Genomic DNA, 26,958 nt, shown 5'->3' on the forward strand with positions numbered 1-26,958 from the left:
GTCTGGACGACAACCCGGGGTTCCTGGGGTCCTACGGGCCGATCCCGGCCCAGGTCGCCCGTGAGCTCGCCCAAGACGCGACCTGGCGCCGGGTGCTGACCGACCCGGCCACCGGGCAGGTCTGCTCCGTGGGCACCCAGTCCTACCGGCCGGGTGCGGACCTGACCCGCACCGTCCAAGCGCGGGATGTCACCTGCACCTTCCCCGGCTGCCGGCAGCCGGCCACCCGGTGCGAGCTCGACCACCGCATCCCCTACGACCACACCCGCGCGCCCGGAGCCGCCTCCACTGGAACCGGCGCCAGCAGCGCCACGGGCACCGGCGCCGAGCACGGCCACGAGACCCAAACGTGCGAGGCGAACTTGCACGCGCTGTGCAAGCACCACCACCAAGCCAAGACGAAGGGCTGGTGGCAGGTCACCTACGACCCGACCACCGGGGTGTCCACCTGGACCGACCGGCACGGGCTGACGTACGCGCGCAGCCCGGTCCTGGTCCTGGTCCCACCCGACGCCCTCGTACACCGCCCACCACCACCAGCGCTCGGCGACCCACCCTTCTGACCCGCTACGCGTCGCTCCTTTCCACTGGGCCGATGACCACCCCGACTGGGCTTCACACCGTGCCTCGTTCTGCGCGACGGCGAACGCGTCATCGCCCGGCCACACGTGAGTCTCCGACGCCCCGCTCGGCCAGCTGGGTGGTCGCGGCACCGGTGGAGTCCCAAGACACCTACCGGACGGCTCCGCGCCCGTGCGGTTCTGCCGCCGAGACCCCGGTGTCGGTGGCGGCGGCCAGGATGGGGTGATGGACGAGGACGATGCTCGACGGTCGGCGCTCGCGCTGCCTGAGGTGTCGGAGCGGCAGAGCTGGGGTCGGCCGGCGTGGTTCCACCGCAACCTGGTGGCGCGGATGTGGGACGACGACCGACTCACGGTTCGCGTCGAGGACGACGGCGAGCGGCTCGCGCTGGTGGAGCAGGAGCCCGCGCTGTACTCGACGACCGATCACCACGCGGGTACCAACCTGGTGCTCATCACGCTCGGCGTCGTCGATGCCGCGACCTTGCGCGCGCACCTCGCCGAATCGTGGTGGTGGGCGGCTCCGCCGGTGCTCCGTCGGCGGTACGCCCACCTGGGACCGCCGCAGGAGGCGTGATCCACCGCCAGCGATCCGTCAGGCGCCCTCGGGCCGCGGGCCGTACATGATCAGGGCTACTCCGACCAGGCAGACGAGGGCGCCGGCGACGTCCCAGCGGTCGGGCTTGAAGTCGTCGGCGACCATGCCCCACACCAGCGAGCCGACCACGAAGACGCCGCCGTACGCCGCGAGGATGCGGCCGAAGTGGGCGTCGGGCTGCAGGGTGGCGACGAACCCGTACAGCCCGAGCGCCACCACACCGGCGCCGATCCAGACCCAGCCGCGGTGCTCGCGCACGCCCTGCCAGATGAGCCACGCGCCGCCGATCTCGAGGAACGCGGCGGCGATGAACAGCACGATCGACCGGGTCAGGGTCATCGATCCTCCTGGCGGCTCACGGGGTGTCGCCTGAAACTACCCGGGCCGGGCCCACCGACGGGGCCGGCGGCCGGTGGGAGCTCCGCAGGCGCGGAGACGCCGAGGCACGTCGCTCTGAGGTCCCTTGGCGGGGGACGCGTGACCTGTCCGCGCTAGCCCCGCACGAGGTCCGGCGTGCGAGCCTCGGCGCGGGCGGTGAACCGCGGCAGCACCTCCTCCCCCACCCGGTACGCCTCCTCGACGTGGGGCCAGCCCGAGAGGATGAACTCGTCGAACCCGACGGCGGCGAGCTCGCGCAGCCGCTCCGCGACCTCGTCGTGGCTGCCCACCAGGGCCGTGCCCGCGCCCTCGCGCAGCAGACCGATGCCCGCCCAGAGGTTCGGGCCGACCTGCTGCTCGCGGGCCGCCAGTCCCAGTCCTCGGGTCAAGTGCGTCATGCGCGCCTGGCCGACGGACTCCATCGTCCCGAAGCGGGCCTGCGCCGCGGCTCGGGCATCGGGGTCCATCCCGGCGAGGAGACGGTCGGCCTCGGACCAGGCCTCGTCCGCGGTGTCCCGCGCGATGACGTGGAGCCGCACGCCGAACCGCAGGGTGCGGCCGAGCAGGGCGGCCGCGGCGCGGACGCGGGTCAGCCGCTCGACCAGCGCCGGGACGGGCTCGCCCCAGGCCAGGTAGACGTCGGCATGGCGGGCGGCGACCGCCTCCGCCGCCGGGGACGCGCCACCGAAGTAGACCGGCGGTCGCGGCGCCTCGAGTGAGGGGAATCCGCCGCCGACCACGTCGTAGTGCGCGCCGTGGTGGTCGACGGGCGTCGGCCCCCACAAGGACCGGAACACGAAGAGGAACTCGTCGGTCCTGCCGTAGCGCTCGTCGTGACCGAGAGTGTCGCCGTACGCGAGCTGCTCGGCCGGGTCGCCGCCGGTGACGATGTTGACGGCGAGCCGGCCGCCGGACAGCCGCTGGAACGTCGCCGCCTGCTGGGCCGCGAGCGTCGGCAGCAGGAACCCCGGGCGGAAGGCCACCAGGAACCGCAGCCGCTCGGTCAGCGGCAGGAGGGCCGCGGTCGTGATCCAGGCGTCCTCGCAGGCCGCACCGGTCGGCGTCAGCACGGCGTCGAAGCCGGACTGCTCGGCGGCGCGGGCGATCTGCCCGAGGTAGGGGACGGAGGCCGGTCGGGTCAGCACCCGCTTCGCGACGCCCGCGGCGGCGACCACGTTGGCGACGTGTCGGCCGTCGCCGTTGGTGGGCAGGAACCAGTGGAACGAGCTCATGTTCGGCCTGTCTCGGGGGTCGCCAGGTGGACGACCGGAGTCTGCGAACCGCGACCGTGCCGATCAAGGCCCGGAGCCGGTCGTCTCACCCGCCGGACACCCCCGGGCACGCACCACGCATCGGCGCCCCGCCTCGCGCGGGAGAACCGGCGGACGCGACGCCGTCGACGGCCGCGACGCCTAGGGTCGAAGGTGGCATCGACGGGATGGGGCGCCTCATGACTGGGACCGAGCCGGGCTGGGTCCGGCACGCGATCTGGTGGCACGTGTACCCGCTGGGCGCCGTCGGCGCGTACCCGGGTGCGGCACCGGGGCCCGCAGAGCACCGGCTCCGGCGACTGGTCGCGTGGCTCGACCACGTCGTGGCGCTCGGTGCCTCGGGGATCGCGCTCGGGCCGGTGTTCGCGTCGAGCACCCACGGGTACGACACCGTGGACCACCTGCTCATCGACCCGCGCCTGGGCGACGACGAGGACTTCGACGCCCTCGTCGCGGAGGCTCACGGACGCGGGCTGAAGGTGCTGCTCGACGGGGTGTTCAACCACGTGGGCCGGGACTCGGCGATCGCGCGCCGGTCCGTCGACGCGCTGGAGGGACGGTCCGACGACGAGGTCTGGTTGCGCCGGGACGCCGACGGCGGGTTCGTCGACTTCGAGGGCCACGGCGCCCTCGTCGCGCTGGACCACGCGCACCCGTCGGTCGTCGACTACGTGGTCCGCGTGATGAACCACTGGCTGGCGCGCGGCGCGGACGGCTGGCGGCTCGACGCGGCGTACGCGGTGCCGACGAGCTTCTGGGCGCAGGTGCTTCCCCGCGTCCGCGCCGAGCATCCCGACGCCTGGTTCGTCGCCGAGGTCATCCACGGCGACTACCCGGCGTTCGTGCAGGCCTCGACCGTCGACTCGGTCACGCAGTACGAGCTCTGGAAGGCCGTCTGGAGCTCGCTCAACGACGCCAACCTGTGGGAGCTGGCCTGGTCACTGACCCGCCACGACGAGTTCCTCGACACGTTCGCGCCCCAGACGTTCGTCGGCAACCACGACACCACGCGGGTCGCGAGCATCATCGAGGACCCGCGGCACCGGGCTCACGCGGTCGTCGTCCTGTGCACGGTCGGCGGCACCCCGACGATCTACGCGGGCGACGAGCTGGGGTTCACGGGCCTCAAGGAAGAGCGCGAGGGGGGCGACGACGCCGTCCGGCCGGAGCTGTCTCCCGACGGTCCGGGGCTCGTCGACGACGCGGTGCTCCGGCTCTACCAGGACCTGATCGGGCTGCGCCGGCGCCACCCGTGGCTGCACCGGGCGCGCACGACGCAGGTCTCGCTGACCAACACGACCTTCGTCTACGAGGTGCGCGACGGCGACGAGGCTCTGCTCGTCGCGCTGAACCTCGACGACCAGCCGCTCGCGCGCCCGGACGGTGAGCTCCTGGCCTCCGACGACGACACGCGCGGCCGGTCGGACGTCGCGCCGCACGGCTGGGCGGTGCTGCGGGCGTAGCCGGACGACGGGAAGGGCGGCGCACCGGTACCCAGCCGGCACACCGCCCTCCCCCTCACCGCACCCCCGGCGGTGGTCTACCCAGCGCCGGACCCGCTACCAGGTCGACGGGGCCGGCGGCGCGACCACCGGCGGCCGGTCGTCGCAGGTGATCGTGTTCGGCAGCTCCCACGGCGCGAACCACGGGCCGGTGGTGCCCCCGCCGTCGTTGCCGCCGAGGTCGATCGACGACCACTCGGAGCCGGTGGGCGGGAAGTTGAACGACCCGCAGTTGTTGATGCCGACGGCACCGACGTTCCGGGCGTCCACGTTCTCGAAGGTGGCCGACCCGGCCGCGCGGGCGCTGAGCACCGAGGTGCCGGTGCCGTCCACGCGGATGTCCTTGAAGTGGACGTTCGTGACCTTGTAGAGGTCCTTCACCGGCCAGTCGGCGACGACCATGATCGCGTTGTAGGTGTTGTCGAGGAAGTGGTCGCCGACCACCTGGATGTCCGCGTCGATGTTCTTCTCGAGCGCGTAGAACCAGATGGCGCCGAGCCCGATGTTCCAGTTGAGCTCGTAGGTGCCGGCGCGGACGGTCGTGTTGTCCGTGATCCACAGGTGCCCGGTGAACGCCTCGGCGCCGAACCGGGACCCGACCTGGATGCCGGAGCCCTCGCGGATCGGGTCGGCGACGAGGTTGCCGACGACCGTGTTGTCGGTGCCGCCGTAGATCGCGATGCCGTTGGCGAGCGTGGGCGTCTGGACCGTGTTGTGGTCGAACGTGTTGCCGGCGTTGGTCGTCTTCTCCGCCCACATGGCGAGCCCGTCGTCCCCGGTGTTCCGCACGACGTTGTTCGTCGCGGAGGACCCCGTCACGCCCGTGTGGAAGTTCAGGCCGTCGGCGATCTGGTCGACGATGACGCTGTTCTTCACGACGAGGTTGGTCATCGGACCGTCCACCCACACGCCGACCTTGGTGTGCTGGACGTAGAGCCCGTCGACCGTCGAGTCGCTCAGGGCGCCGCCGATGCCGTTGACCTGGTCGGTGTCGATGCGTTCGCGCACGTCACCCTGGATGGCGAACCCGGACAGGTGCACGTTGTGGCTGCCGCCCGCGGACGCGTCCTTGCCGTAGAAGCCGACACCCGTGTGGACCGAGCCGTCCGGGGCGGGGGTCGCGAGGGCGACCTCCTTGCCGCGGATGATCGTGTACCAGGACCCCGCGCCCTCGATCGTCACGTCGTCGACGACGATGCGACGGTTCACCTGGTAGACGCCCGGGGGCACGTAGACCGGCAGGTGCTTCGCCTTGGCGAACGCGATGGCCTTGTCGAACGCGCCGGCGGAGTCCTTGGTACCGAACGGGTCCGCGCCGAACAGCAGCACGTTGGCCGCCTTGAGCCGGACGTGCGGGAGGCCGACCACCTCGGAGTCGAGCAGGTCGATGACCGTCCACGCCGCGGGGGTGCCGGCCGGCGCCGTCAGTCGGACCTTGGCACCGGCCGGGTACGTGCGGCCGAGGAGCAGGCGCTGCTCGTCGTAGAAGTGCATGGGCCGGAACGGCGTCGTGATCGTCGGGCTGGGCGTCGTGAACGCGGGCACGCAGCCGCACTCGGTGATCCACCAGTCGGGGTGCAGCAGGCCCGCGTTCGGGTCGTTGCTGAACGGGTACTGGTTGTAGAGCCACGAGTACTGCGAGGTCAGCGTCATCGACCGCTTGCCGGCGCCGTCCACCGTGACGTCGAGCGGGGCGGTGATGCCTCCGCCGGCCGCGGAGTCCGGGATCGAGTACCGGACGGTCAGCGCGTTCGCCGCCTTCGGCAGCGTGAACTCGACGTACTGCCCGGGCGTCAGCTTCACCGCCGACCGGCCCGAGGCCTCGGCGGGCAGGGTGTAGGCGGTCCGGTCGGGGCCGATGACCGTGCCGTTCGTCGCCGCCTTCTCCGCCTCCTGCTCGAGGAAGCCGACGGACGCGCCGCGGCCGCTCACCAGAGACGGATCGAGGGCGGCGCGGGTGACGGCGGGGGCAGCGGGCGCGGGCGGGACGGGCGTGCGGCCGTGGGCCGACGCTGCACCCCCCGTGCCGACGACGACCGCGAGCGCGAGCACGAGGGCGGCGGCCGACGCGAGCGGGCGGGTGGCCCGACGCGATGCAGGCCGGATGACTGTGTTCCTCACGGGAGCGCCTCCTTGCGCAGCCGGGACGGCGCCGTGGGGACAAGGGGGCACGGCGCCGCATGGACGGGACACACCGTACGTACTGGACAATCTGCACGACAAGAGCGGATGGGATAAAGCAAGAACTTACGTGTGTGAGCGCAAGAGATGGCTTTTCTCTGAACGGCTCGTGTCGGTGCGCACGTCAGGAAGTCGCAGCAACCGCCCGAACGGAGCAATGCTGCTCCACCGACGCGTTCAGGCGTCGAGGTGCGTGACCCGGTCCCAGACCTCGGCCCACGAGCCCCGCGGGCCGTCGCACACCTGCACGAGGGCGCCCTGCTCCTCGTTGTCGACGTCGGCCCCGTTGTCGACCTCGGCGACCGGTCGACACCCGACCGCCCAGTCCGGCGCGCCCTCGTACCCGACGAGCACGACGGGGCCGGCGACACCGGACGGTGGCCCCCAGGCCGCGTACCCGTTGTGGCCGCTGAACACGGGCACGTCCGACCCGTACCAGTCGAGCGCACCGGCCTCCCCGTAGTTCGCGGTGACGACGAGCGCGGCGTCGTGCTCGTCGACGGCATCGCCGACCGTGGCGACGAGGGCGGGCCAGCCGATCATCTCGAGCTGGTCGTCGTTGAGCTCGGCGTAGACCGACTGCCCGAACACCTTCTCGGGCAGGACCGGCAGCGCCGTCGGCCACGCGACCAGCGCGCTGAGCCCGAGGACGGTGCCGGCGATCACCAGCCCGCGCGTGGAGCGCCGAGGAGCCAGCCCGCACGCCCCGGCGGCCAGCAGCACCGGGACGGCGCCGACGACGTAGTAGGCCTTGCCGCCGGTGACGAGGAAGACGACGACCAGCACGAGGAACGCCCAGCCCAGCGGCCGCGCACGGACCAGCGACGGCACCCGCAGCAGCCGGACCAGCCCGTAGATCCACAGCACCGCGGCGGCCGGGCTGAACTGCACGAGCAGGAGGCCGACGAACTCGAGACGCGGGCCGATCCCGGAGTACTCGTCGCGGATGTCGGCGGCGAGCGCCAGCTGCGGCCACCCGTGCGTCGCCTGCCAGACCAGGTTCGGCAGCCAGATCACCAGGGCGAGGACGGCGCCCGCCCAGGCCCACGGCGAGCGCAGGTGGTGCCGGACCTCCGGGGTGAGCGCGATGCCGACCACGATCCCGCCGAGCAGGAAGACGGCAAGGTTCTTGTCCAGCAGCGCGAGCCCGGACAGCAGCCCGACCACCAGCCATCCGCGCGGTGCGTCCCGGGACAGGGTGCGCAGCACGACGTAGACGATCGCGACCCAGAACAGGGTGTCGATCGTCGTCGTCGACAGGATGTGACCCAGCGTCACCACCACCACACCGGTGCCCGTCGCGACGACCGTCAGCAGCTGCGCGCCGGTGCCGCCCCCGAGCTCGCGCGCCGTGAGGGCGGCGAGCACCACGACGCCGGCGGCGGCCAGCGCGCTCGGCAGGTGCAGCATGACGAGCGAGCCGGGCGCGACCACGTCGGTCAGGCGCGCGATCAGGGGGGTCAACGGCGGCTGGTCCGGGTAGCCCCACGCCAGGCGTCGGCCGGAGGCCACGAAGTACAGCTCGTCGCGGTGGGGACCGTACCGCCCGGACAGGGCGACGAGCACCGCGAGCAGCACGCCCGCGGCCGCGAGCACCCAGGACCAGGCCACAGCCGGGAGCTCGCCGCGACGCCGGCCGACGTCGGCGACGACCACGAGACGGAGCGTAGCGAAGCGCTACTCCAGGACGAAGACCTCCTCCGTCGCGCTCGACCACCCCAGGAGCAGCCCGTTGTACATCTGCACGTCGGTGACACCCTCCGGGTACGGGATGCGGCGGACCTCCTGACCGGTCGCGAAGTCGTAGGCGACCAGGCGGCCGCCGTCGGCGATGCCGGACGACGACGTCGACGGCACGAGGACCTGCCGACCGTCCGTGGCCAGGAAGCCACCGAGCCCGAGGCTCGCGGGCGTCTGCCACACGACCTCGCCCGTTCGCCCGTCGAGCGCCACCAGCGAGGTCGCCGTGCTGAGGTAGATCCGCCCGCGGACGACGAGCGCGCTGTAGCCGGGCTCCACGTCGGCCGTCCATCGCTCGCGGCCGGTCTCGCGGTCCCACGCGTCGAGCTGTCCGAGCGCGGTGAGCACCAGTCCGGGGAGGCTGCCGTCGTCGACGGTCGTCACCAGCAACCTCCCGTCGAGCTCCCGGTCGCTCGCCGGGTCTCCGTCGGTGGCGAGCAACGTGGTCGTCTCGGGTTCCCCGGAGCTGCCGTAGACCGTCATCACCAGGTTGCCCGTCACGGGGTCGGTGCCGAAGCCCCCGTTTCCGTCGCCCGCGCGCAGGTCGTCCCGGACCTTCTCGCCCGTCGGCGACAGGAGCGCGAGGGCGCCCCCGTTGCCGAACGCCAGGACGTCGCCGGCGGCGAAGAACGTCCAGAAGTGCTCGGTCATCGCGTCCGACTCGGCCGCGGGGTCCGCGACCAGCGGCTCCTGGTACCGCCACTGCTCGTCGCCGGTGAGCGGGTCCTGGGCGACGACCTCGATAGCGTCGGCGTCGCGGTGGCCGACGAGCAGTCGGCCGGCGAGCATCGCGATCTGCGAGTCGGGCTCGACCGGCCACTCGACGAGCACGTGCCCGTCGCTCGTGTCGAGCACGGTCACGCGGGTGGTCGTCGCCGCCACGACGTGCTGCTGGCCCTCGTCGTCGATCCGCAGGTAGCCGTCGGTCACCAGGCACGCGGCGAAGGTCGACGCCTGCCCGTCGGGCGCGCCGGCCAGGCACGCGCCGCCCCAGGTCGAGCTCGACGGCTCCGCCCGCTCGGCGTCCGGTCCCAGCAGCGGCGTCGACCAGGCCGTCTCCCCCGACACCTTGTCGACCGCGGTGAAGGCCTGGGACCCGTCCGGTCCGACGACCAGGCTGGCCGTGGCCGGGCCGGTGTCGATGCTGCCCCACAGCGCCGTGCTCTCCTGCTCCGAGATGCTCCGCACGACCCGCAACGAGTCGCCGAGGGGCGGCACCACGCCCGGGACGGCGGCGAGCCGGGCGACGGCCGCGTCCTCCCGGACGTCGACCACCCACTGCGTGCCGGCGAGCGCGAGGACCGCCACGGCGGCCGCACCGCCGGCCCACCAACGCCAGCGTCCGTGCGTGCGGGCCGGCTCCGGCGCGGGCTCGTCGTCGGCAGCACCGTCCAGCAGCTCGACCTGCTGCATACCGCCACGGCGCATCATGCCCGGACCCTACCCATCCACCGTCAGCCGAGGACCACGAGGCGGCCGTCGTCACCCCACCCGAGCAGCAGGTGCCCGAGCGCCACGCTGGAGCGCAGCCCGTCGGGGAACGGGACGCGCCACTCGGCGTGCCCGTCGTCGAGGGCGAACGCCACCAGCTCGCTCCTGGGACCGCCGACCACGGGCTGGTCGGCGACCACCAGGCGCTCCCCGTCGGTCGCGACGAAGCCGGGCACGTTGCCCTCCGTGGTCGCGCCGCGCCAGGCCACCTCCCCGGTGCGCGCGTCGAGTGCGACGACGCCCGCCTGCGTGCTGAGGTACACGCGCCCGTCCAGGACCAGCGCGTTCACGGACGCGACGACGTCGGCCTTCCACCGCGCCCGGCCGGTGGCCGCGTCCCAGGCGCGCAGCGAGACGTCCGAGGTGAGCACGAGGCCGGGCACGCTGCCGTCGTCCACGCTGAGCGTGAGGAGGCCCCCCGGCAGGTCGACGTCCTCGTGCCCCCGCTGCACGAGCGTGGACCGCAGCGCACCGGACCCCGTGCTCGTGAGCAGGGCGAGGCGCCCGGCGACGGGGTCGATCACGAAGTCGCCGTCACCGGGCCGGGCCGCGCGCAGGACCTCGCCCGACGGCGACAGCAGCGCGGCCGTCCAGCCCGGGACGGCGACCCCGACCATGCCGTCGACGCCGAACAGCTGGAGATCGCCGGCGAAGGACCGCCGGTACACCGCGGGCGTCGGCGGGCCGTACGTCCAGCGGACGGCGCCGGTGAGCAGGTCACGGCCGATCACGCCCGCGTCCGGGTCGAACACCACGGCGAGACCGGGCAGCACGGCGAGCGCGGTCGCGGTCGCGGCCGGTGCGGGGGTGTCGGCGACGACGTGGCCGTCGGCGGTGTCCAGGACCACGACGTGCGTGGTCGTCGCCGGCTTGCGGGTCTCGACGCCCTCGTCGCCGTACTGCACGAACCCGTCGCTCACCAGGCAGACCGCCTGCCTGGTCGGCGCCGACGCCGCGGGCACGGGGACGCACGTGCCCGCCGCGCTGCGGTCCAGCGACCTCGCCCGCGCGGCGTCCGGCCCGAGCAGCGGGGTCGAGAAGCGCTGCTCCCCGGTCCGCTGGTCGATGCCGACGAAGGCTTGCGAGCCGTCGTCGGCGACGGCCAGCCCGACCATCGCACCGCCGGCGTCGATCCCCTGCAGCAGCACGGCCTCCGCCGCGGGGTCCGGGCGCCAGAGCACGCCGACGTCCGCGTCGACGGGCCGCACGACCCCCGGCGTGGCGGCGAGCCGCTCCTGGGCCGCGCGCTCTCGCGAGTCGAGGACGGACTGGGTCACGGCGAGCGCGCCGACGAGCACCGCGGCGACCCCGACGACCGGCCACYAGCGGCCGCGGCGCCGGGCCGGGGGCTCGGCGACGACGGCCGGGGCGGCGGCCGCCTCCTCCAGCTCGACGTGCTGCATCGCGCCGCGGGCACTCACGGGGCTCCCAGCACCGCCGTCGGGCCACCCGAGCTCGCCACCAGCAGCCGTCCCTGCGTCCACGCCGCGTTGAGCCCGTCGGGCAGCGGGACCTGCCAGAGCGGTCGGCCGTCGGCCAGCGCGAACGCGGCGAGCGTCCCCGCGGAGGTGCCGTCCAGCGGCGTGAGGCCCACCAGGAGCACCTGCCCGTCGGTCATCAGGCGGGCGAGCTGGTCGTAGGTCCCCGCGCTGGCCGTCCACGCCGCGGTCCCGGAGCGCCCGTCGAACGCGACCAGGCCCCCCGGGCTCTCGCCGCTCGTGCAGTACACCAGGCCGTGCAGAACGAGGACCGGCCCGCTCGTGTGCGTGTCCGCGGTCCACAGCAGGGCTCCCGTCGACGCGTCCCGCGCCTGCATCCGGGAGCCCTCCGTGAGCTCGATCCCCGGCAGGCTGCCGTCGTCGACCGCACGGTGGACCAGCCGCCCCGCGATCACGACGTCCGCCCGGTCGGGCCGGACGATCGTCGTCGCCACCTGGTTCGTCCCGTACCCGGCGAGCAGCTCGATGCGCGTGGCAGCCTCGTCGTGCGAGAGCCGGTCGTACCGCGCGCGCCCTCGCTCCACCGCGCCGTCGGACGCCAGGAGGGTCACCTGGGCACCGGCCTCGACCACGCCGACCAGGTCGTCGAGCGCGAGGAGCCCGAACCCCGAGACGTCACCGGCCGGGTCGACCTGCGGTCGCGACGACGTGTACCGCCAGCGCACGGCGCCCGTCGTGAGGTCCTGCGCGGTGACCTCGGCGTGGCCGTCCGGCGCGGGCGACGCGACGACGACCAGCCCGGGCAGGACCGCGAAGTCGAGCGCGGGCGAGGTCGCGTGGTCGGCCACCACCCGGCCGTCGGCGGCGTCGACGACGACGACGCGCGACTGCGACGGCGGGCGCGAGTACGTGAGCCGGCCGGCGCCGCCGAGGCTGAGCACGACGTCGGTGACCAGGCACGCGACCTGCGTCGGCGCCGCCGGGACCGGGGCGCACGCCGTGGTCGAGGCCCGGGCGCCGCGGACGGCGAGCACCGGGTCGGGGTCCGTCAGCGTCACGGTCCACCGGACGGCGCCGGTCGCCGGGTCGAGGGACGTGACGCTCTGGTCGCCGCCGGGCCCCGTGCGCACCCCGACGAGCCCCCCGGCGACCTCGGCGCCCGAGGACAGGAGCCCGACGTCGGCCTCGTCGACCCGCCAGAGCTCCGCGACGTCCGGGCCGACCGACGGCAGGACCCCCGGCAGCGCGGCCACGCGCGCGAGCTCGGCGTGGTCGCGGGCGCTGAGCGCGGCCTGGGTCCCGACGAGGGCGAGAGCGAGGCCGCCGACGACGACCGCCGGCCACCACCGGCGCGGCCTCGGCGGCGCCTCGGGAGCGGGCTCCTGCAGGGCGTCGTCGAGCAGCTCCACCTGCTCCATGTGACGCCGCGGTCCCATCCTGCGACGGTACCCGCGGGGATTCAGGCGCGCGGCGTGGGAGCGGGGTCGGCCGCGAAGTTCGCCCTGCGGCGCAGGTACGCGCGCTCCGCGTCGTTGGTGGTGCGGGACAGCGCCTCGCGGTAGGCGTCGGCGGCCTCGTCCGTGCGGCCCAGCCGCCGCAGCAGGTCGGCCCGGACCGCGGAGACCAGCGGGTGGTCGGGGACGTCCGCGAGCGTGTCGAGCCCGGCCTGCGGACCGTCCGCCATCCCGACGGCGACGGCCCGGTTGACCCGCACGGCCGGCGACGGGAGCACCACGACAAGCTGGTCGTACAACGCCAGGATCCGCGGCCAGTCCGTGTCCTGCGCGGTCGGCGCGGTCGCGTGGCACGCCGCGACGAGCGCCTGGAGCTGGTACGGGCCGACCCGCTCGCGTCGCAGCGCCCGGCGCAGCTCGGCCAGCCCGGCGTCGATCGCGTCCGCGTCCCACGCCGACCGGTCCTGCTCCTCGAGCGGCACGAGCACACCGTCGCGGTCGGTGCGGGCCGCCGCGCGGGAGTGCTGGAGCAGGAGCAGGGCACGCAGGCCGGCGGCCTCGGGGTCGTCCGGGACCAGGTCCACCAGCAGCCGGGCGAGGTCGATCGCCTCGTGGCACAGGTCCACGCGGACGAGGTGCGGTCCGGCCGTCGCGGCGTAGCCCTCGGTGAACAGCAGGTACAGGACGGCCAGCACGCCGGGGGTGCGCTCGGGCAGCTGCGCCGCCGACGGCACGCGGTACGGGATCCCCGCGACGGCGATCTTGTGCTTGGTGCGGACCAGCCGCTTGGCCATCGTCGGCTCCGGCACCCCGAACAGCCGCGCGATCTCGGCGGTCGTCAGCCCGCACAGCGTCCGCAGGGCCAGCTCGACCCGCGACGACAGCGCGAGCGCGGGATGGCAGCACGTGAACAGCAGCCGGAGGCGGTCGTCGGCGATGCCGCTGTCGTCCTCCTCCCGGTCCGCCACCGGCTCGATCGCGAGCGCCCGCAGCTTCTCCGCGCCGACCCGCTCCCGCCGGATCCGGTCGATCGCCCGGTTCCGCGCCGTCGTGGTGAGCCACGCGCGCGGCACGTCGGGGATGCCGTCGCGCCGCCACGTGCGCAGCGCCGCCGCGAAGGCGTCCTGCGTGCACTCCTCGGCCAGGTCCCAGTCGCCCGTGAGGCGGATGAGGGTGGCGACGAGGCGGCCCCAGTCCTGCGCGAACGTGTCCGCGAGGACCCGCTCGACGTCGTCGGTCATCGGATCCCCCTCACGCGGTCCGCACCGGCCGCACCTCGACCTGCCCGACGGCCGCCGCCGGGTGCGCGGCGGCGATCGCGACCGCCTCGTCGAGGTCGGCGCAGTCGACGATCGCGAGGCCGCCCACCTGCTCGCGCCCCTCGGCGAACGGGCCGTCGGTGAGCAGGACGTCGCCGTCCCGCACGCGCACGGTCGTCGCGGTCACGCTGTCGTGCAGGCCGACGTGGGTGCGCAGGACACCGCGGCGCTCGAGGTCGGTGATCCAGGCGTCGAACGTGCCGAACGCGCCCTCCCGCATCCGGGCCTGGGCGAGCTCCTCGTCCGCGCTGATGAGCAACAGGTACTCCATGAGGACTCCTTCGCTGGGTGTGGTCACTCCTGGACGAGCGGGCCGCGCCACGATGGACAGCATCGCGCGAGGTGTCCATCGGCGGCACCGTCCTTCGTCCCCCTCGTGACCCCACCGCACCGATCACCCGGGAGCACCCCATGCAGACCCTCGCCTCCACGGACGGCACCCCGATCGCCTACGAGCGCGCCGGCGACGGCCCCGCGATCGTCTTCGCGACCGGCGCCTTCAACGACCACACCACGTGCGCCGACCTGGCCGAGCGGCTGGCCGGCGACCACACCGTCGTCACCTACGACCGGCGTGCCCGCGGCCGCAGCGGGGACACGGCGCCGTACGCCATCGAGCGCGAGATCGAGGACCTGGCCGCGCTCGTCGAGCTCGTCGGCGGCAGCACCGCGGTGTTCGGCTACTCGTCGGGGGGCACCCTCGCCCTCGCCGCGGCGGCCGCCGGCGTCCCGATCACGCACCTCGCGCTGTACGAGGTGCCGTTCGCCCTCGGGGGTTTCCCCGCGCGGCCGTCCGACCTGCCGGCGCGGCTCGCGGCGCTGATGGCCGCCGGGCGGCCCGACGACGCGGTCGCGCTGTTCCAGACCGAGGGGGTCGGCATCCCGGCGGCGATGGTCGAGCAGTTCCGCGCCTCCCCCGGCTGGCCCTCGCTCGTGGCGATCGCGCAGAGCACGGTCTACGACGCGACGATCACGTCGCGGCTCGGGGTCCCGACACCGGCGATGGCCGCCGTCGACGTGCCGACCGCCGTGATCACGGGTGCCGAGACGTGGCCCGGCCTGCCGGAGTCCGCCGCCGCGCTGGCCGCGCTGCTGCCCCGCGCCCGCCACGTCGTCGTGCCCGGCGGCGCGAACCACGGCATCCCCGTGGAGGCCACCGCCGTCGCCGTGCGCGAGCTGCTGGCGGCGTGATCACCTCCCTCAGAGGTCCGGGGCGCAGGCCCCGCGGCCCAGCGTCGCGAGGCCCGTCAGGTCACCGGCACCGAGCTCCGTCACCGAACGCCGCGCTTGCGGGTACATCACCTGCGCGGTGTCGTCGACATGGCTCAGGCCCACGACGTGACTGAGCTCGTGCATGACGACCGCGCGCGCCGTCGCCGTCCCGTTCGGTTCCGCCAGGGTGTCGGAGAGCTTCGCAGCATCCAACGTGACCTGCCCGGTGACGTAGAACGCCGGGCTCCCGTCGCGGCTCACGTAGGCGCTGCCGCCGAACCCCACCACGTCGTCCTGGAGTCGCGGTGCCTCGTCCGGCGTCGACCAGCTGACGAGGACCGGGACCCACCGGTCCCCGTACAGCTCAGGCTGGAACAGTGCCCGCGTCTCCGACGGGGCCTCCTCGGTCGGTCCGTCGTCGATGAACTGCAGGCCGGTGGCGAGCGAGATCTGCGCCACGGCATCGGCCACCAGCTGCGGGCCGTCGGCCGGTGCGCCGTCGGGGCGCGTGACGTAGTGGATCGGCCGGCACGGGTCGTAGGCCACGGGGGTCACGCCGTCGGCCTGCAGCTGCTCGTACCCGTAGGACGTGCTCGTCGCGACGAGCTGCGCCGGCTGCCCGAGCGGGCTCGACGACTCTTCGCGCCCCGGCGTCGGCGACGCCGGCAGCTGGCCCCCGTCGACCGCGGGCGCCGCCGGGTCGGGCAGGCCGGTGCCCGTCGGGCGGGTGACTCCGAGGGCCACCAGGGCACGCGACGGGCCGCCCGCCTGCACGACCCACAACGCCGTCACGAGGACGACCACCAGGATCGCGGCCAGACCTGACCCGCGCGGCGTCCGACCGGCGTACGGCTGATCGATCGCGGCCCGACGGCGTCGCCGGAGGACTCGACTGCGTCGGACGCCGGCGCCGCGGCTCGCCGGCCGCCGGACGTTCCCGCCGAGCACCGACGGCCCGGCCCGCCACACCTCGGACGGGTCCGGGGCGCGACCTGCCGCCTCGTCGATGACCCACTGCGGGATCCGGCCGGTCGGGGACCGGGGAAGGTCGTCGGGACTGTGCCGGGATCCCTGCGCGTGGTCCAACGACTCCCCTTCGATCACCTGCCCGACGGTCGGGCCGTGGAGACCATCGGCACGTGACCGAGGCAACTGGAGGGATCGAGCGAAGCCCGGCCGCCGGGTGGAGAGATACCGGCGGCCGGGCTTCCGGGAAGGCCCCTACTTCAGGCCGTTGGACAGCGCGGTCATGAGCTCGCCGTTCGTGGTGTCGCCGGACAGCTCCCAGGCGAAGGTGCCGCCCAGACCCTTGCTCTTGGCCCACGCCATCTTGCTGGTGAGGGTGGCCGGGGTGTCGTAGCTCCACCACTCCGAGCCGCACTTGGCGTACGCGGTGCCGCCGACGGTGCCCGTGGCCGGGCACTTGGTCTTGAGCACCTTGTAGTCCTCGATGCCGGCCTCGTAGGTGCCGGGCGCGGCGCCCGTCGCCGAACCGCCGGGGGCGGTCTGCGTGACGCCGGTCCAGCCGCGGCCGTAGAAGCCGACGCCGAGCAGGATCTTGTTCGCCGGGACGCCCTTGGCGATCAGCTTGTTGATGGCGTCCTCGGCGTTGAAGCCCTGCTGCGGGATGCCCGCGTAGGACGTCAGCGGCGAGTGCGGCGCCGTCGGCCCGGTCGGGTTGAACGCGCCGAAGTAGTCGTACGTCATCGGCATGATCCAGTCGAGCTTCTGCGCCCCGCTGGCGTAGTCGGCGAGGTCGATCTTGCCGCCGTTGGAGCCGTCGGCCGTGATGGCCGCCGTCACCAGCTTGCTGCTGCCGAACTTGGTGCGCAGTGCGGTGACGACCGTGTTGAACGCCGCCGGGCCGCTCGAGTCGCACTGCAGGCCGCAGGCGTTCGGGTACTCCCAGTCCACGTCGATGCCGTCGAACACCCCGGCCCAGCGCGGGTCGTTGACCAGGTTGTAGCAGGAGTTGGCGAACGCGGTCGGGTTGGCCGCGGCCTGCGTGAAGCCCGCCGACCAGGTCCAGCCGCCGAACGACCAGACGACCTTGAGGCCGGGGTGCATGGCCTTGAGCTTCTTGAGCTGGTTGAAGTTGCCGCGCAGCGGCTGGTCCCAGGTGTCGGCGACGCCGTCGACGGAGTCCGCGGCCGTGTACGCCTTGTCGTAGTCGGCGTACGAGTCACCGATCGAGCACTGCCCGTTGGACGTGTTGCCGAACGCGTAGACGATCGTGCTCAGCTTCGCTGCTGCGCCGCTCGTCTCGATGTTCTTCACGTGGTAGTTGCGGCCGTAGACGCCCCACTCGGTGAAGTAGGCGACGACCTTCTTGCCGCCGGGGGGCGGGGGCGTCGTGGTGGTGGGGGTCGGGGTGGGCGTAGGCGTCGTGGTCGGCGTCTGCGTCGGGGTGGTCGGCGTGCTGGTCGGGGTGCCCCCGGTACAGGCGACGCCGTTGATGCTGCACGCGGTGGGCGTCGTGAAGGGGCCCGTGGCGACGTAGCCCCAGGTCTGCGACGCACCCGCCGCCAGGTTGCCGGCCCAGCTCTTGTTCACGGCCGTGTAGTGGTTGCCGCTCCTGGTGACGTCGGCGTCCCACGAGCTGCTGATCGTGGCGCCGGCCGGCAGGTCGAACTGGAGCGTCCAGGCGGCGACCGCGGAGGTCCCGGAGTTGGTGACCTTGACGTTGACCTGGTGCCCGGTGCCCCAGTCACCGGCGGAGGTGAACGTCGCCGAGATCGTGCCCGCGGCGAACGCCGGCTGGGTCACCACCATCGCGGCGACCAGGGCGGCCAGCGCGGCGAGGACGGTGGCCACCAGTGCGGGACGCCGTCGTCCCATGGGTGTCTGTGCGGAGTGTCGTGCGAAAGCCATCGTTGCGATCCCCTGTCCATCGTCGGAGCGTCGAATATGTAAGGAGTGTGTACTAATGGTTCACAACGGACGCTAACAAGAGTCACGGGGCAGAGTCAATGGCTGCGCCGACCTCCGGTCGAACCCAGGAGAATGCGACCTCCGCCACACAACGGGCTGCGGACATTCCAGGAATGCGCTACCCGCGGCACGGGCGACGGGCGTGGGGACGCGCGCCCGGCATGACCGGTCGGCGACGCGAGCCCGCGACGAACGTGCAGGTGAGAGCGATGCGGGCCGGGCAGGGACAGGCGCGGCGCGTTGATCGGCCGTCGCGAGGCGCCCGTGACTTCGATGGACGGGAAGACGTCGAAAGGAATGCGCGCGGGTGGGACCGGCGGCATTGTTCGACGCATTTCTCGCAGGGCGAAGACCTGCGTGGCATGGGCGCCGGATCCGACGAGGTTGAGAGGAGTGCAGGTGTCCGTGCCGCGCGACCGGCTGCTCCTTCCGGGTGGAGTGTGCGCGTGTCGCTCGGCATCCGCGGCGGGAGGCGCGCACGATGGAGGGCAACCGGAGCGAAGGAGCGACGGACATGACGGTCGTCGACCAGCTGCACCCCGAGCACGAGGTCGATCCCGCGCTGGAGGCGCAGGTGCGGCGCGAGCTCGCGGGCGCCCCGTGGTTCCGGCTCGCGGCCGAGGCCAGCCGGGCGCACCACGAGTACGACGAGGCGGTGCACCGGCACGACGAGCCCGCCGCGCGTCTGGCCCGGGACCGCCACACCGTCCTCGAGCGTTTGCTCGCCGACGAGGCCGCCCGCCTGCACCGCAGCTGACCCCGGCCGCGACCCACAGCCGGCGACCAGCCGACGTCCAGACAGCGGCGGTAGCGTCGACGCATGACAGACGGGCAGCCTGCGCCGGACCGGCGCACCGCCCGTGAGCTGGTCGGGGCGGTCGTGCGGGACGTCGGGAGGACGGTCGCGAAGGCCGACCTCGCGATCGCCTACTGCGCGACGGTGACGGTCGTGACGATCGTGATCATGCTCCAGCCCGACGACCGCACGGCAGAGATCCTCGCGCGGGTCAGCGGCAACCTGGACAACCTGCGCGCCGCGCCGTTGGTCTCGATGCTCGGCAGCGCGTTCGTCGTCGAGAGCATCCTCGGCCTCTCCCTCGTCGCGCAGCTTCTCGTCGTCCTCGCCTACCTGCAGCGGTTCGTCGGGCGGCTGGCCTCGGTGGTGGTCGGGCTGGCCGGTCACGTCGGGGCCGGGCTGATCGTCGCGGCCGGCCTGGCCACCGGCATCTTCCACGGGTTCGTCGACGAGAGCGCGGCCTCGGCCACCGACGTGGGCGTGAGCTACGTCATGGCCGCCGCGATGGGCTTCCTGGTTCTCGCCGTCCCGCACCGCTGGCGCTGGTGGTACCTCGGCGCGACGGCGGTCTTCTGGCTGCTGCCGGGCGCGATCAACCGCACGTTCACCGACGCCGGCCACGCGAGCGCGCTGACCATCGGGCTCCTGCTGGCGCTCGTCGCCGCCCGCGCCGTGGCCGCCGACCAGCGAGCCCGGGCGCAGGGCGAGGACGGCATCGACCCCACGGTGTGACGGGTCAGACCTCGCCCGGCAGCGCCGTCCGGATCACGATGCGGGTCCACGCCCCGAGGTACAGCCGGTCGCCGTCCTCGAGCTCGCGGCGCTGGCCGGCGGGGATCGGGACGGTCGGCAGCGGGTCGCCCGCGCGGCTGACGTAGGTGCCGTTGGCGGACTGCAGGTCCTCCACCCACCAGCGCTGGCCGTCGGTGTTGAGCTGGCAGTGCCGCCGCGACACCCCGGAGTCGGTCCCGCAGTCGACCGCGGGCTGGATGTTCCGGGACACGGACGGGCGACCGACGAGCACGCTGCGCTCACGCAGCGGCACCAGCCCGGGCAGGCCGGCCGACGGCATGGGGTCCTCGGGCTGCTGCGCGGCGTACCAGTCGGGGTCCACCCAGATCTCGGCGACCCAGGAGTCCTGGCCGTCGGGGGCGGGGGTGGGGAGGGCGGGCGGCGCGGGGTCGGGCGCCGGGGGCGCGGGCGTCACGACGGCTGACGGGGCGGTGGTCGCGACGGCCGGCGTGGGGTCGGCGCCTGCCGGCAGCGACCCCGTCGTGAAGTCGTAGCCGCACGTCTCGCAGAAGAGCGCGAGCGAGGACGCAGGAGCGCCGCAGTGCGGGCACGTGGTCGTCGTCGCCGCGACCGCCGGGGTGGGTGCCGACGCCGGCGCGGCGGCGCTCTCGATCGGCGAGCCGCAGACGTCGCAGTAGTCGGTCGACGTCGACTGGTGCCCGTTCGGGCACAGGACCGTGCTCACCGGCGGACCCGGGTGGTCTTGGTGGACGCCGTGTCGAGCGCCATCTCGTCGAGCTTGTCGGCGTTGCGCTTCAACCGGACGGTGCCCTTCTCCTCGTCGTCGACGTCGACGACCCGCCGCAGCCGGGAGGTCGCCTCCTCGTTGCCCGTCTCGGCGGCCAGCTGGACCGCGCGGCCCAGCTTGACGGTCGCCGTCGCCTCGTCGCCGGCCGCCTTCGCCGCCAGCCCCTCCTGGATCACCGCGGCGAGCTCCGCCTGGCCGGTGTAGTGCGCGACCTCGGGATTGATCCGGGCGGTCAGCGAGCTGTCGTCCGACCACCGCGCCTTGACCAGGCCCGACGCCTTGACCTCTCCACCGACCGCGATCTGCACGCGCGCGGCCAGCTGCTCGGAGCCGACGGGCTTCGACGCCACCCGGACGGCCACGTGGTAGTCGCGCGACTCGTCGCCCCAGGCGCCGGTCGGGTACGAGCCCGTGAGCGGGTTGACCTCGGTGCGCCGCGCGGTGAGGTCCTCGACGGTCGGAGCGACGCGCCGGACGAACAGCACCTGCGCACCCTGCGGCGCCCAGACGCGCAGCTCGGCGTCCGCGACGCCCTTGGACATCGACTCGTTCACCAGCGCGCGGAAGTCCTCGGCGATGTCGGCCGGGTTCCGGATGAGGTCCACGGTGCCCAGCAGCGCGCTCGAGATCTCGCGCAGCTCGCCCACCTCCCAGCTGGCGCCGACACCGCGGGCGTCGCACTGGAAGTGGCCGGTCACGGCCGAGATCGCCTTCGACAGCTCGCCGCGCGGCTCGGACTCGTTGCGGCCGTCGGTGAGCAGGATCGCGTGCTTCTGGGCGGCCTGCGGGACCATCGCGAAGATGGCGTCGGCCAACCGCAGCCAGGTGCTCATCGCGGTGCCGCCCGAGGGCCGCATGTACGAGATGGCGCGCTTGGCCTCCTCGCGCGCCCCCGGCTCCATCTGCACGATCGCGACCGGGGCGTTCGGGTACGGGAAGGCCCGGTTGGCCACGTGGCTGCCGCCGATGACCGCGAACCACGTGCCGTCGACGATCTGGTCCACCGCCACCTGCGCGGCGTGCTTGGCGGCCTCGATGTTCGGGCCGCTCATCGAGCCGGACGTGTCGATGATGACGATCTCGGCGACCTCGCCCGTGCTGGAGGCCGCGGAGCCCGCGCCGGAGCTCGTCACGGTGACGATCGCGTGCACGTCCGTGGCACCGTCGGAGAGGAACTCGTTCTGGAACACCTCGGTGCGGAAGTCGGCCACAGTGACTCCTTGCTCAGGCCGCAGGTGCGGTCGGGTCGGTCTGGACAGTATCGAAGGGCGCGTCGACGCGGGCCAGCGCGGCGGTGATGTTGTCGTGGCCGCCCTGCTCGTTGGCCCAGCGGACCAGCTCGCCGGCGATCGCGTCGGGCGCCGGCCCGTGCGCGGCCGCGGTCCGGTGCAGCAGGTCGGCGATGTCGTCGGCCTCGGAGCAGTAGTTCCACAACCCGTCGGAGCAGACCAGCACCCAGCCCGGCCCCTGCGCGCGGGTCGTGGCCGTGCTGGGCACCACGGTCTCGGCGTCGGCACCCAGCCAGCGGGTGATCGCGTGCCCCTCGGACGAGGCCTCGGCCCGGGCGCGCGGCACGCCACGCGCGATCATCTCGTTCGCCGCGGAGTCGTCGACGCTCACCTGGAGCGCGGGCCCCTCGTCGGGCACCCAGTACGCGCGCGAGTCCCCCAGCCAGCCCGCGACCACCGTCGGCCCGTCGACGACGGCGGCGACGAACGTGCACGACGGAGGCTCGGCCCGGTCGGCCATGTCCCCGATCGCGTCCGCGATGGCCTGGTCCGCGGCCGCGGCCGCGGTGACCAGCAGCGCCGACCACGCGCCGACACTGCCGCCCGCGGTCCCGCCGACCAGCACGTCCCGGGCGGACCGGGCGGCGGCCAGGCTGGCGAGGTCGGAGTCGGCGACCGTCGAGACACCGTCGCACACCACCAGGACCGCCGTCGGGCCGCTGACTCCGAGGGCCATCGCGTCCTCGTTGCGGGTGTGCCGGCGGCCGCGGTCGCACACGCCGCCGACGAGCGCGGACGGGAGCTCGCTCCAGTGGTCGCGCTCGTTGACCGCGGGCTCGCCGCACTGCTCGCAGTAGCCGTCCGCGGCGATCGTGCCGCCGCAGGCACGGCAGACGGGCGCCGGCACCGGCTCCGGCTCGACCGCCACCGCGGGCGGCGCGACCACCGGCGCCAGCGGCTTGCCGCACTGCTCGCAGAAGACCGCCCCGTCACCCGCGACCGTGCCGCAGGAGGCGCAGGTCACCACGTGGTCCACCGGCGCACGCCGTTGGCCTTGTCGACCAGCTCGACGCGCTCCTCGTGGCTGTCGGCCAGCGCCGCCGACTCGCGCAGCGCCGACTCGAGGGCGTCGCGCAGCCCCTGCTCCTGCGCCGGCACCCCGTCCAGCTGCACGTTGCGCGACGGACCGTCCTTGAGCACCGTGGCCAGCGCGTTGCCGAGGACGTCGACCCGCAGCGCGGACCGGGCCCGGGCGTCGATGGAGACGCCGTGCACGCTGGCCAGCGCCGCCGACAGGGCGTCCAGGTCCCGGGCGGAGCCGGCGAGCAGGTGCGCGCGCATCATCCGGGCCTCGACGTAGGAGCTGCGCGTGGCGGTGACCAGGTCGAGCGCCGCGAGTGCCCCCTGCGTGTCCCCCCGGGCGCTGCGGATCCTGGCCAGGCCGAACGCGGCCGGCGCGGTGTAGTTCGCGTCGGAGCGCGCGCAGATGATGTACAGCGACTCGGCGATGTCCGGCTCGCCGCTGAGCTCGCACGCGGTCGCCAGCGCGAGCTTCGGCGCCAGCTCGCCCGGCACCTGCCCGTAGACCGCGTTGAACGACGCGCGCGCGGCGACGGGGTCGCCCGCGTGCAGCTGCGCGAGGCCGCCCAGCCACGCCGCGCGCCACTCCCACGGGTCCTCCCCCAGCACCTGCGCCAGGGTGGCGTCGAGCACGTCCTGCCGACCGGCCTCGATCGCGGCCGCGGCGCGGCGCAGGCGGACCTCGACGGTGTCCTCGGGGGCGTCGGCCAGGGCCGCGATGCGCTGCACCGGGTCGTTGACGTTGACGCCCGCCAGCCAGTTCGCGGACGGGTCGCTCGGGTCCACCTTGAGCGCCGGGAGCTGGTCCCAGGCCAGCGGGTGGCCGGCCTCGTCGGACGTCGGCGCCTCGAACAGCACCGACGCCGCCGAGTGCAGCGCGGGGCTGCCCGGCCCGCGGTCGGTGGCCACCACCTCGCGCAGCACGCCGAGCGTCTGCGCGCGCAGCTCGTCGACCGACGCGAACCGGTCGGACGGGTCGAGGGCGCACGCCTTGGCCAGCAGCCGGTAGAACGAGTCGTACGTCTGGAACACCGGGGTGTCGGCCACCGACGGCAGGGACGCGACGAACGTGGTGGTGTTGCCGCGGAAGTCGAGCACGAGCGTGGCCAGCGTGCGGCCGATCGTGTAGATGTCCGACGCGACGGACGGACCCACCTCGGGCACCTCGGGCGCCTGGTAGCCGACCGTGCCGAAGATCGCCGACTCGAGGTCGTCGATCCGCCGCACGCCGCCGAGGTCGATGAGCTTGACCGCGTCGCCCTGCTGGATCACGTTGTCCGGCTTGAAGTCGCAGAACAGCAGGCCGACGTCGTGGAGGTAGGCGAACGCCGGCAGGATCTCGAGGACGAACGCGAGCGCCTGGTCCACCGGCAGCGGCGTGTTGACCCCGCCCGCGGCCTCTCGACGGTCCTGCAGGATCTGCTTGAGCGACCGGCCGCCGACGAACTCCATGACCGTGTAGCCGGCACCGTCGTGCATCGCGAAGTTGTAGATCTCGACGATGAGCGGGTGCTCGACCTCGGCGAGGAACTGCCGCTCCGAGATGGCCGCGGCGTACGCGTCGGGGTCGCCGGAGTTGAGCAGGCCCTTGAGCACCACCCACCGTCCCGAGACGTTCCGGTCGCGCGCCAGGTAGATCCAGCCGAGACCGCCGTGCGCCAGGCAGCCGACGACCTCGTACTGGCCGCCCACCACGTCACCGGGGTTCAGCGCGGGCGTGAAGTCGAAGTGGGTGCCGCACTTGGGGCAGAACCCGGCGGTCCGGCCCGGCACGCCGTCGCGCGAGCGCCCGACCTCGGCGCCGCACTTGGGGCAGAACCGCTTGCGCTCCTCCACCTCCGGCACGGCCATGACCGCCTGCAGCGGGTCCTGGACCGGCGCGGGCGGGACGGTGGTGAGCCCGGCGCCGAGCCGTGCCCCGCGCAGCCGGGTCGACGAGGTGCCGACGCGGCGCGTGGGGCGTGATCCCATCGCGACCGTGCGGGCGGACCCGAGCGCGGCCGTCGCCAGCCGGCTCGAGCTGGTGCGGCCCGTGCGGGTGGAGCGCTCGCCACCGACGTCGGCGCCGCTGTCGGGCGCGGCCTGCGCGACGCCCGTACCCAGCAAGGAGGTGGCCGAGGCCGGAGCCGGCGCGGACGAGGCGCCCTGCGGTGAGCCGCAGACGTTGCAGTAGCCGTCCTCGTACGTGCCGGTGCAGCCCGGCTCGGTGCAGGGGATGTCGGTCGTGGTCGTCATCGGGGTCGTCCCTCCTGACCCGCCGTGGGCAGGTCGCGGGTGAGGTACTCGTACTGCTCGACGAGGAAGCGGGTCAGGGTGATGTCGCACGGGGTCTGGGCGACGACGGTGCGCGCCTCGTCGTACCCCGACCGGACGGTGGGCGAGGCGCTGCGGCCGTTCGCGTCGGCCGCGGCACGGGCGCCCTCGAGCCGGTAACGCAGCTCGGCGCGCTCGCGCAGGGGCGCGCTGTAGGCGTCGGCGACGGCGTCGAAGGCGCGGCCGACCGCGGCGAGGCGGTCGACGTAGGAGTCGAGCTCGGTCCGCGTGGACGGGACGGCGCCCAGCCGGGACACGTCCGGCACCGCGAGCTTGGGCGGGTGCGCGATCTCCCGGCGGCACCGGTCGGCCAGCTGGTGCAGCGTCGGCTCCCGCTGCTCGAGCGCGAGCATGGTCGCGCGGGCGTCGGCCCGGCCCTTCTCGAGGGTGCGCCGCTGGGACACCTGCACGATGAGGTCGCGCTCGGCGAGGGCCGCCCGCGCCTCGAGCTCGGCCAGCGGACCCGAGATGTCGGCGCCGCGGGCGGCCTGCGTGACCAGCTTCTGCTCCCGCGCCCGCAGGGTGGCGACGAGCTCGCCCGCGGTGGTGTCGACGCCGGCGAGGTCCTCGCAGCGGACCAGCCCGGCCCGCAGCCCCCGCAGCCGAGCGGCCTGGTCGGCGGTGTCCGGGTCGAACGACAGCCGGGCGCGGACCTGCGAGATCATCGCGTCGCACAGGGTCACGGCCTCGACCAGCGAGACCAGCGCCGCGCCCAGGCCCGAGTCCAGCCGGCCCCACACCAGCTGCGACATCTTCTCCCGCGCCACCGCGTCGGCCCGGCCCGAGTCCCAGACCTCGACCAGCTCGTCCGTGCGCGTCCGGATCGCCTGCCACATGGTCAGCGCGAGCAGCACGTCGTCCGTGTAGGTCTCGGACGCGGGCGACGCCTGCGCCGCCTGGTCCAGCCGGTCCAGCTCCGTCCTGCGGTGCGCCAGCCACGCCTCGAGCCCGCTCAGGTACGTGAGCAGCTGGGGTGCCGGGATCGGCTCCCCCAGCCGCCCCGGCGCCTCGGGCGCGTCGGGTCCGCTCACGGGGCCTCGACCCGGCCGTACACCGACGTCGGGGGCACGGGCGCCGGACCGAGCGCGCCGAGCCAGTGGTCGTAGGTCGCGGCCCAGGTGCCGTCGGCCTTCATCCGGTCGAGCACACCGTTGACGAACCGGACGAGGTCGGGCTGGTCCTTGGCGACACCGATGCCGTAGGGCTCGGCGCTGAACGCGTCGCCGACGACCTTCGCGTACGGGTCCTGCGCGGCGAACCCGGCGAGGATCGTGTCGTCGCCCGTGATCGCGTCGACCTTGCCCTGCTGGAACAGGACCAGGCAGCCGGTGTGCGTGGGGGCGCTCACCGCGGTCACGCCGGGGTAGTTCTCCTGCAGCCGGGTGAGGGTCGTCGTGCCGTCGGGTGCGCAGACGCGCTGGTCGCCCGCGGCCTCCAGGTCCTCGATGCTCGTGGCCGTCGAGTCGCGGGTGACCAGGACCTTCTGGCCGGCCCGCAGGTACTCGGCCGAGAACGCGATGGTCTCCCACCGCTCGCAGTTCACGGTGAACGTCCGGGCCACCAGGTCGACCTCGTGGTTCTCGAGCACGTCGAGCCGCTGGGCGGAGGTGATGACCCGGAACTGCAGCCGGTTCGGGTCACCGTCGAAGATCGCGGCCGAGACGGCGTGGAGCATGTCGATGTCGAAGCCCTCGATCTGGCCCGACAGCGGGTTGCGGGCACCCATGAGCAGCGTGTCGGCGGAGACTCCGACGACGAGAGCCCCGCGCGCTCGGATCGCGGCGACCGTCGGCGCCGGTCCGCCGTCGGGCGCGTACGACGCGACGGGGTCGGTGCCGTCGTCGCACGCCGCCGGGGCCGGGACGGCTGCGGGCGCTGCGGGCGCCGCCGCGGCGTCCTGCTG

23 protein-coding genes are annotated in these 26,958 nt (G+C 74.0%); 6 read left to right on the forward strand and 17 right to left on the reverse strand.

What is annotated here, in order from left to right:
* The coding region (locus tag AC1DT4_RS17980; RefSeq protein ID WP_477091134.1) for an HNH endonuclease signature motif containing protein at positions 1-563 on the forward strand (563 nt) is incomplete at its 5' end.
* Positions 564-807: 244 nt separating this feature from the next.
* Complete coding sequence (locus AC1DT4_RS17985; protein WP_477091135.1) at positions 808-1,158, forward strand: MmcQ/YjbR family DNA-binding protein; 351 nt, start codon at positions 808-810, stop codon at positions 1,156-1,158.
* 18 nt (positions 1,159-1,176) lie between these two features.
* Here the strand turns inward: AC1DT4_RS17985 and AC1DT4_RS17990 are convergent, their stop codons facing one another.
* The gene (locus AC1DT4_RS17990) at positions 1,177-1,518 is read right to left on the reverse strand and encodes a YnfA family protein (protein WP_477091136.1); all 342 of its coding nucleotides are present in this window, start codon (positions 1,516-1,518) and stop codon (positions 1,177-1,179) included.
* Between the two features lie 152 nt (positions 1,519-1,670).
* Positions 1,671-2,789: an LLM class flavin-dependent oxidoreductase gene (locus AC1DT4_RS17995; RefSeq protein ID WP_477091137.1), complete on the reverse strand. Its 1,119-nt coding sequence runs from the start codon at positions 2,787-2,789 to the stop codon at positions 1,671-1,673.
* Between the two features lie 218 nt (positions 2,790-3,007).
* Between AC1DT4_RS17995 and AC1DT4_RS18000 the strand changes: the two genes are divergently transcribed.
* Entirely contained in the window at positions 3,008-4,291 is a 1,284-nt protein-coding gene (locus AC1DT4_RS18000) for an alpha-amylase family glycosyl hydrolase (RefSeq protein WP_477091138.1), read from the forward strand.
* 96 nt (positions 4,292-4,387) lie between these two features.
* Here AC1DT4_RS18000 and AC1DT4_RS18005 read toward each other — a convergent pair whose 3' ends face one another.
* From AC1DT4_RS18005 to AC1DT4_RS18035, 7 genes are all read right to left on the reverse strand, one after another.
* On the reverse strand, positions 4,388-6,451 hold the full coding sequence (locus AC1DT4_RS18005; RefSeq protein WP_477091139.1) for a glycosyl hydrolase family 28-related protein: 2,064 nt from the start codon (positions 6,449-6,451) through the stop codon (positions 4,388-4,390).
* A gap of 237 nt (positions 6,452-6,688) precedes the next feature.
* Positions 6,689-8,167 carry a glycosyltransferase family 39 protein gene (locus AC1DT4_RS18010; RefSeq protein WP_477091140.1) on the reverse strand — a complete coding sequence of 493 codons (1,479 nt, stop codon included), beginning with the start codon at positions 8,165-8,167 and terminating at the stop codon, positions 6,689-6,691.
* A gap of 21 nt (positions 8,168-8,188) precedes the next feature.
* Positions 8,189-9,682 (reverse strand): outer membrane protein assembly factor BamB family protein, encoded by a 1,494-nt coding sequence (locus AC1DT4_RS18015; RefSeq protein WP_477091141.1) that lies wholly within the window; start codon positions 9,680-9,682, stop codon positions 8,189-8,191.
* 23 nt (positions 9,683-9,705) lie between these two features.
* Positions 9,706-11,163, reverse strand: coding sequence for an outer membrane protein assembly factor BamB family protein (locus tag AC1DT4_RS18020; protein ID WP_477091142.1), 1,458 nt, complete (start codon positions 11,161-11,163; stop codon positions 9,706-9,708).
* A complete protein-coding gene (locus tag AC1DT4_RS18025) occupies positions 11,160-12,617 on the reverse strand; it encodes an outer membrane protein assembly factor BamB family protein (protein ID WP_477091143.1) in 1,458 nt (485 codons plus the stop codon). The genes AC1DT4_RS18020 and AC1DT4_RS18025 overlap by 4 nt, the downstream gene beginning before the upstream one ends.
* Before the next feature lie 23 nt (positions 12,618-12,640).
* Positions 12,641-13,876, reverse strand: a complete 1,236-nt coding sequence (locus AC1DT4_RS18030; protein WP_477091144.1) for an RNA polymerase sigma factor — start codon at positions 13,874-13,876, stop codon at positions 12,641-12,643.
* 10 nt (positions 13,877-13,886) lie between these two features.
* On the reverse strand, positions 13,887-14,225 hold the full coding sequence (locus tag AC1DT4_RS18035) for a YciI family protein (protein WP_477091145.1): 339 nt from the start codon (positions 14,223-14,225) through the stop codon (positions 13,887-13,889).
* Positions 14,226-14,365: 140 nt separating this feature from the next.
* Between AC1DT4_RS18035 and AC1DT4_RS18040 the strand changes: the two genes are divergently transcribed.
* Complete coding sequence (locus AC1DT4_RS18040; protein ID WP_477091146.1) at positions 14,366-15,145, forward strand: alpha/beta fold hydrolase; 780 nt, start codon at positions 14,366-14,368, stop codon at positions 15,143-15,145.
* A gap of 9 nt (positions 15,146-15,154) precedes the next feature.
* Here the strand turns inward: AC1DT4_RS18040 and AC1DT4_RS18045 are convergent, their stop codons facing one another.
* Both AC1DT4_RS18045 and AC1DT4_RS18050 read right to left on the reverse strand, forming a co-directional pair.
* Positions 15,155-16,270: a matrixin family metalloprotease gene (locus tag AC1DT4_RS18045; protein ID WP_477091147.1), complete on the reverse strand. Its 1,116-nt coding sequence runs from the start codon at positions 16,268-16,270 to the stop codon at positions 15,155-15,157.
* Positions 16,271-16,387: 117 nt separating this feature from the next.
* Positions 16,388-18,004 (reverse strand): glycosyl hydrolase family 18 protein, encoded by a 1,617-nt coding sequence (locus AC1DT4_RS18050; protein ID WP_477091148.1) that lies wholly within the window; start codon positions 18,002-18,004, stop codon positions 16,388-16,390.
* Positions 18,005-18,611: 607 nt separating this feature from the next.
* On the opposite strand from AC1DT4_RS18050, the gene AC1DT4_RS18055 reads away from it, so the two are divergent.
* Positions 18,612-18,854: a hypothetical protein gene (locus AC1DT4_RS18055; protein WP_477091149.1), complete on the forward strand. Its 243-nt coding sequence runs from the start codon at positions 18,612-18,614 to the stop codon at positions 18,852-18,854.
* A 63-nt stretch (positions 18,855-18,917) separates the two neighbouring features.
* Positions 18,918-19,625 (forward strand): rhomboid-like protein, encoded by a 708-nt coding sequence (locus AC1DT4_RS18060; protein WP_477091150.1) that lies wholly within the window; start codon positions 18,918-18,920, stop codon positions 19,623-19,625.
* A 4-nt stretch (positions 19,626-19,629) separates the two neighbouring features.
* Here AC1DT4_RS18060 and AC1DT4_RS18065 read toward each other — a convergent pair whose 3' ends face one another.
* From AC1DT4_RS18065 to AC1DT4_RS18090, 6 genes are all read right to left on the reverse strand, one after another.
* Positions 19,630-20,370 (reverse strand): FHA domain-containing protein, encoded by a 741-nt coding sequence (locus AC1DT4_RS18065; protein ID WP_477091151.1) that lies wholly within the window; start codon positions 20,368-20,370, stop codon positions 19,630-19,632.
* Positions 20,367-21,644: a vWA domain-containing protein gene (locus tag AC1DT4_RS18070; RefSeq protein ID WP_477091152.1), complete on the reverse strand. Its 1,278-nt coding sequence runs from the start codon at positions 21,642-21,644 to the stop codon at positions 20,367-20,369. Before AC1DT4_RS18070 ends, AC1DT4_RS18065 begins: the two co-directional genes overlap by 4 nt.
* A 13-nt stretch (positions 21,645-21,657) precedes the next feature.
* Positions 21,658-22,698: a PP2C family protein-serine/threonine phosphatase gene (locus AC1DT4_RS18075; protein ID WP_477091153.1), complete on the reverse strand. Its 1,041-nt coding sequence runs from the start codon at positions 22,696-22,698 to the stop codon at positions 21,658-21,660.
* Positions 22,683-24,977, reverse strand: a complete 2,295-nt coding sequence (locus AC1DT4_RS18080; RefSeq protein ID WP_477091154.1) for a serine/threonine-protein kinase — start codon at positions 24,975-24,977, stop codon at positions 22,683-22,685. The genes AC1DT4_RS18075 and AC1DT4_RS18080 overlap by 16 nt, the downstream gene beginning before the upstream one ends.
* Positions 24,974-26,086: a hypothetical protein gene (locus tag AC1DT4_RS18085; RefSeq protein ID WP_477091155.1), complete on the reverse strand. Its 1,113-nt coding sequence runs from the start codon at positions 26,084-26,086 to the stop codon at positions 24,974-24,976. The genes AC1DT4_RS18080 and AC1DT4_RS18085 overlap by 4 nt, the downstream gene beginning before the upstream one ends.
* The coding region (locus AC1DT4_RS18090) for a glutamate ABC transporter substrate-binding protein (RefSeq protein ID WP_477091156.1) at positions 26,083-26,958 on the reverse strand (876 nt) is incomplete at its 5' end. The genes AC1DT4_RS18090 and AC1DT4_RS18085, both read right to left, overlap by 4 nt.

It is taken from the genome of Cellulomonas sp. P4_D11 (assembly GCF_056401915.1).

Bases quoted from the DNA above. Each gene is read 5' to 3' on its own strand.
- AC1DT4_RS18025 (WP_477091143.1), bottom strand. From the start codon at position 12,617: ATGGGACCGCGGCGTCACATGGAGCAGGTGGAGCTGCTCGACGACGCC.
- AC1DT4_RS17995 (WP_477091137.1), bottom strand. From the start codon at position 2,789: ATGAGCTCGTTCCACTGGTTCCTGCCCACCAACGGCGACGGCCGACAC.
- AC1DT4_RS18060 (WP_477091150.1), top strand. From the start codon at position 18,918: ATGACAGACGGGCAGCCTGCGCCGGACCGGCGCACCGCCCGTGAGCTG.
- AC1DT4_RS17990 (WP_477091136.1), bottom strand. From the start codon at position 1,518: ATGACCCTGACCCGGTCGATCGTGCTGTTCATCGCCGCCGCGTTCCTC.
- AC1DT4_RS17985 (WP_477091135.1), top strand. From the start codon at position 808: ATGGACGAGGACGATGCTCGACGGTCGGCGCTCGCGCTGCCTGAGGTG.
- AC1DT4_RS18040 (WP_477091146.1), top strand. From the start codon at position 14,366: ATGCAGACCCTCGCCTCCACGGACGGCACCCCGATCGCCTACGAGCGC.
- AC1DT4_RS18055 (WP_477091149.1), top strand. From the start codon at position 18,612: ATGACGGTCGTCGACCAGCTGCACCCCGAGCACGAGGTCGATCCCGCG.
- AC1DT4_RS18035 (WP_477091145.1), bottom strand. From the start codon at position 14,225: ATGGAGTACCTGTTGCTCATCAGCGCGGACGAGGAGCTCGCCCAGGCC.
- AC1DT4_RS18080 (WP_477091154.1), bottom strand. From the start codon at position 24,977: ATGACGACCACGACCGACATCCCCTGCACCGAGCCGGGCTGCACCGGC.
- AC1DT4_RS18015 (WP_477091141.1), bottom strand. From the start codon at position 9,682: ATGATGCGCCGTGGCGGTATGCAGCAGGTCGAGCTGCTGGACGGTGCT.
- AC1DT4_RS18050 (WP_477091148.1), bottom strand. From the start codon at position 18,004: ATGGGACGACGGCGTCCCGCACTGGTGGCCACCGTCCTCGCCGCGCTG.
- AC1DT4_RS18030 (WP_477091144.1), bottom strand. From the start codon at position 13,876: ATGACCGACGACGTCGAGCGGGTCCTCGCGGACACGTTCGCGCAGGAC.
- AC1DT4_RS18000 (WP_477091138.1), top strand. From the start codon at position 3,008: ATGACTGGGACCGAGCCGGGCTGGGTCCGGCACGCGATCTGGTGGCAC.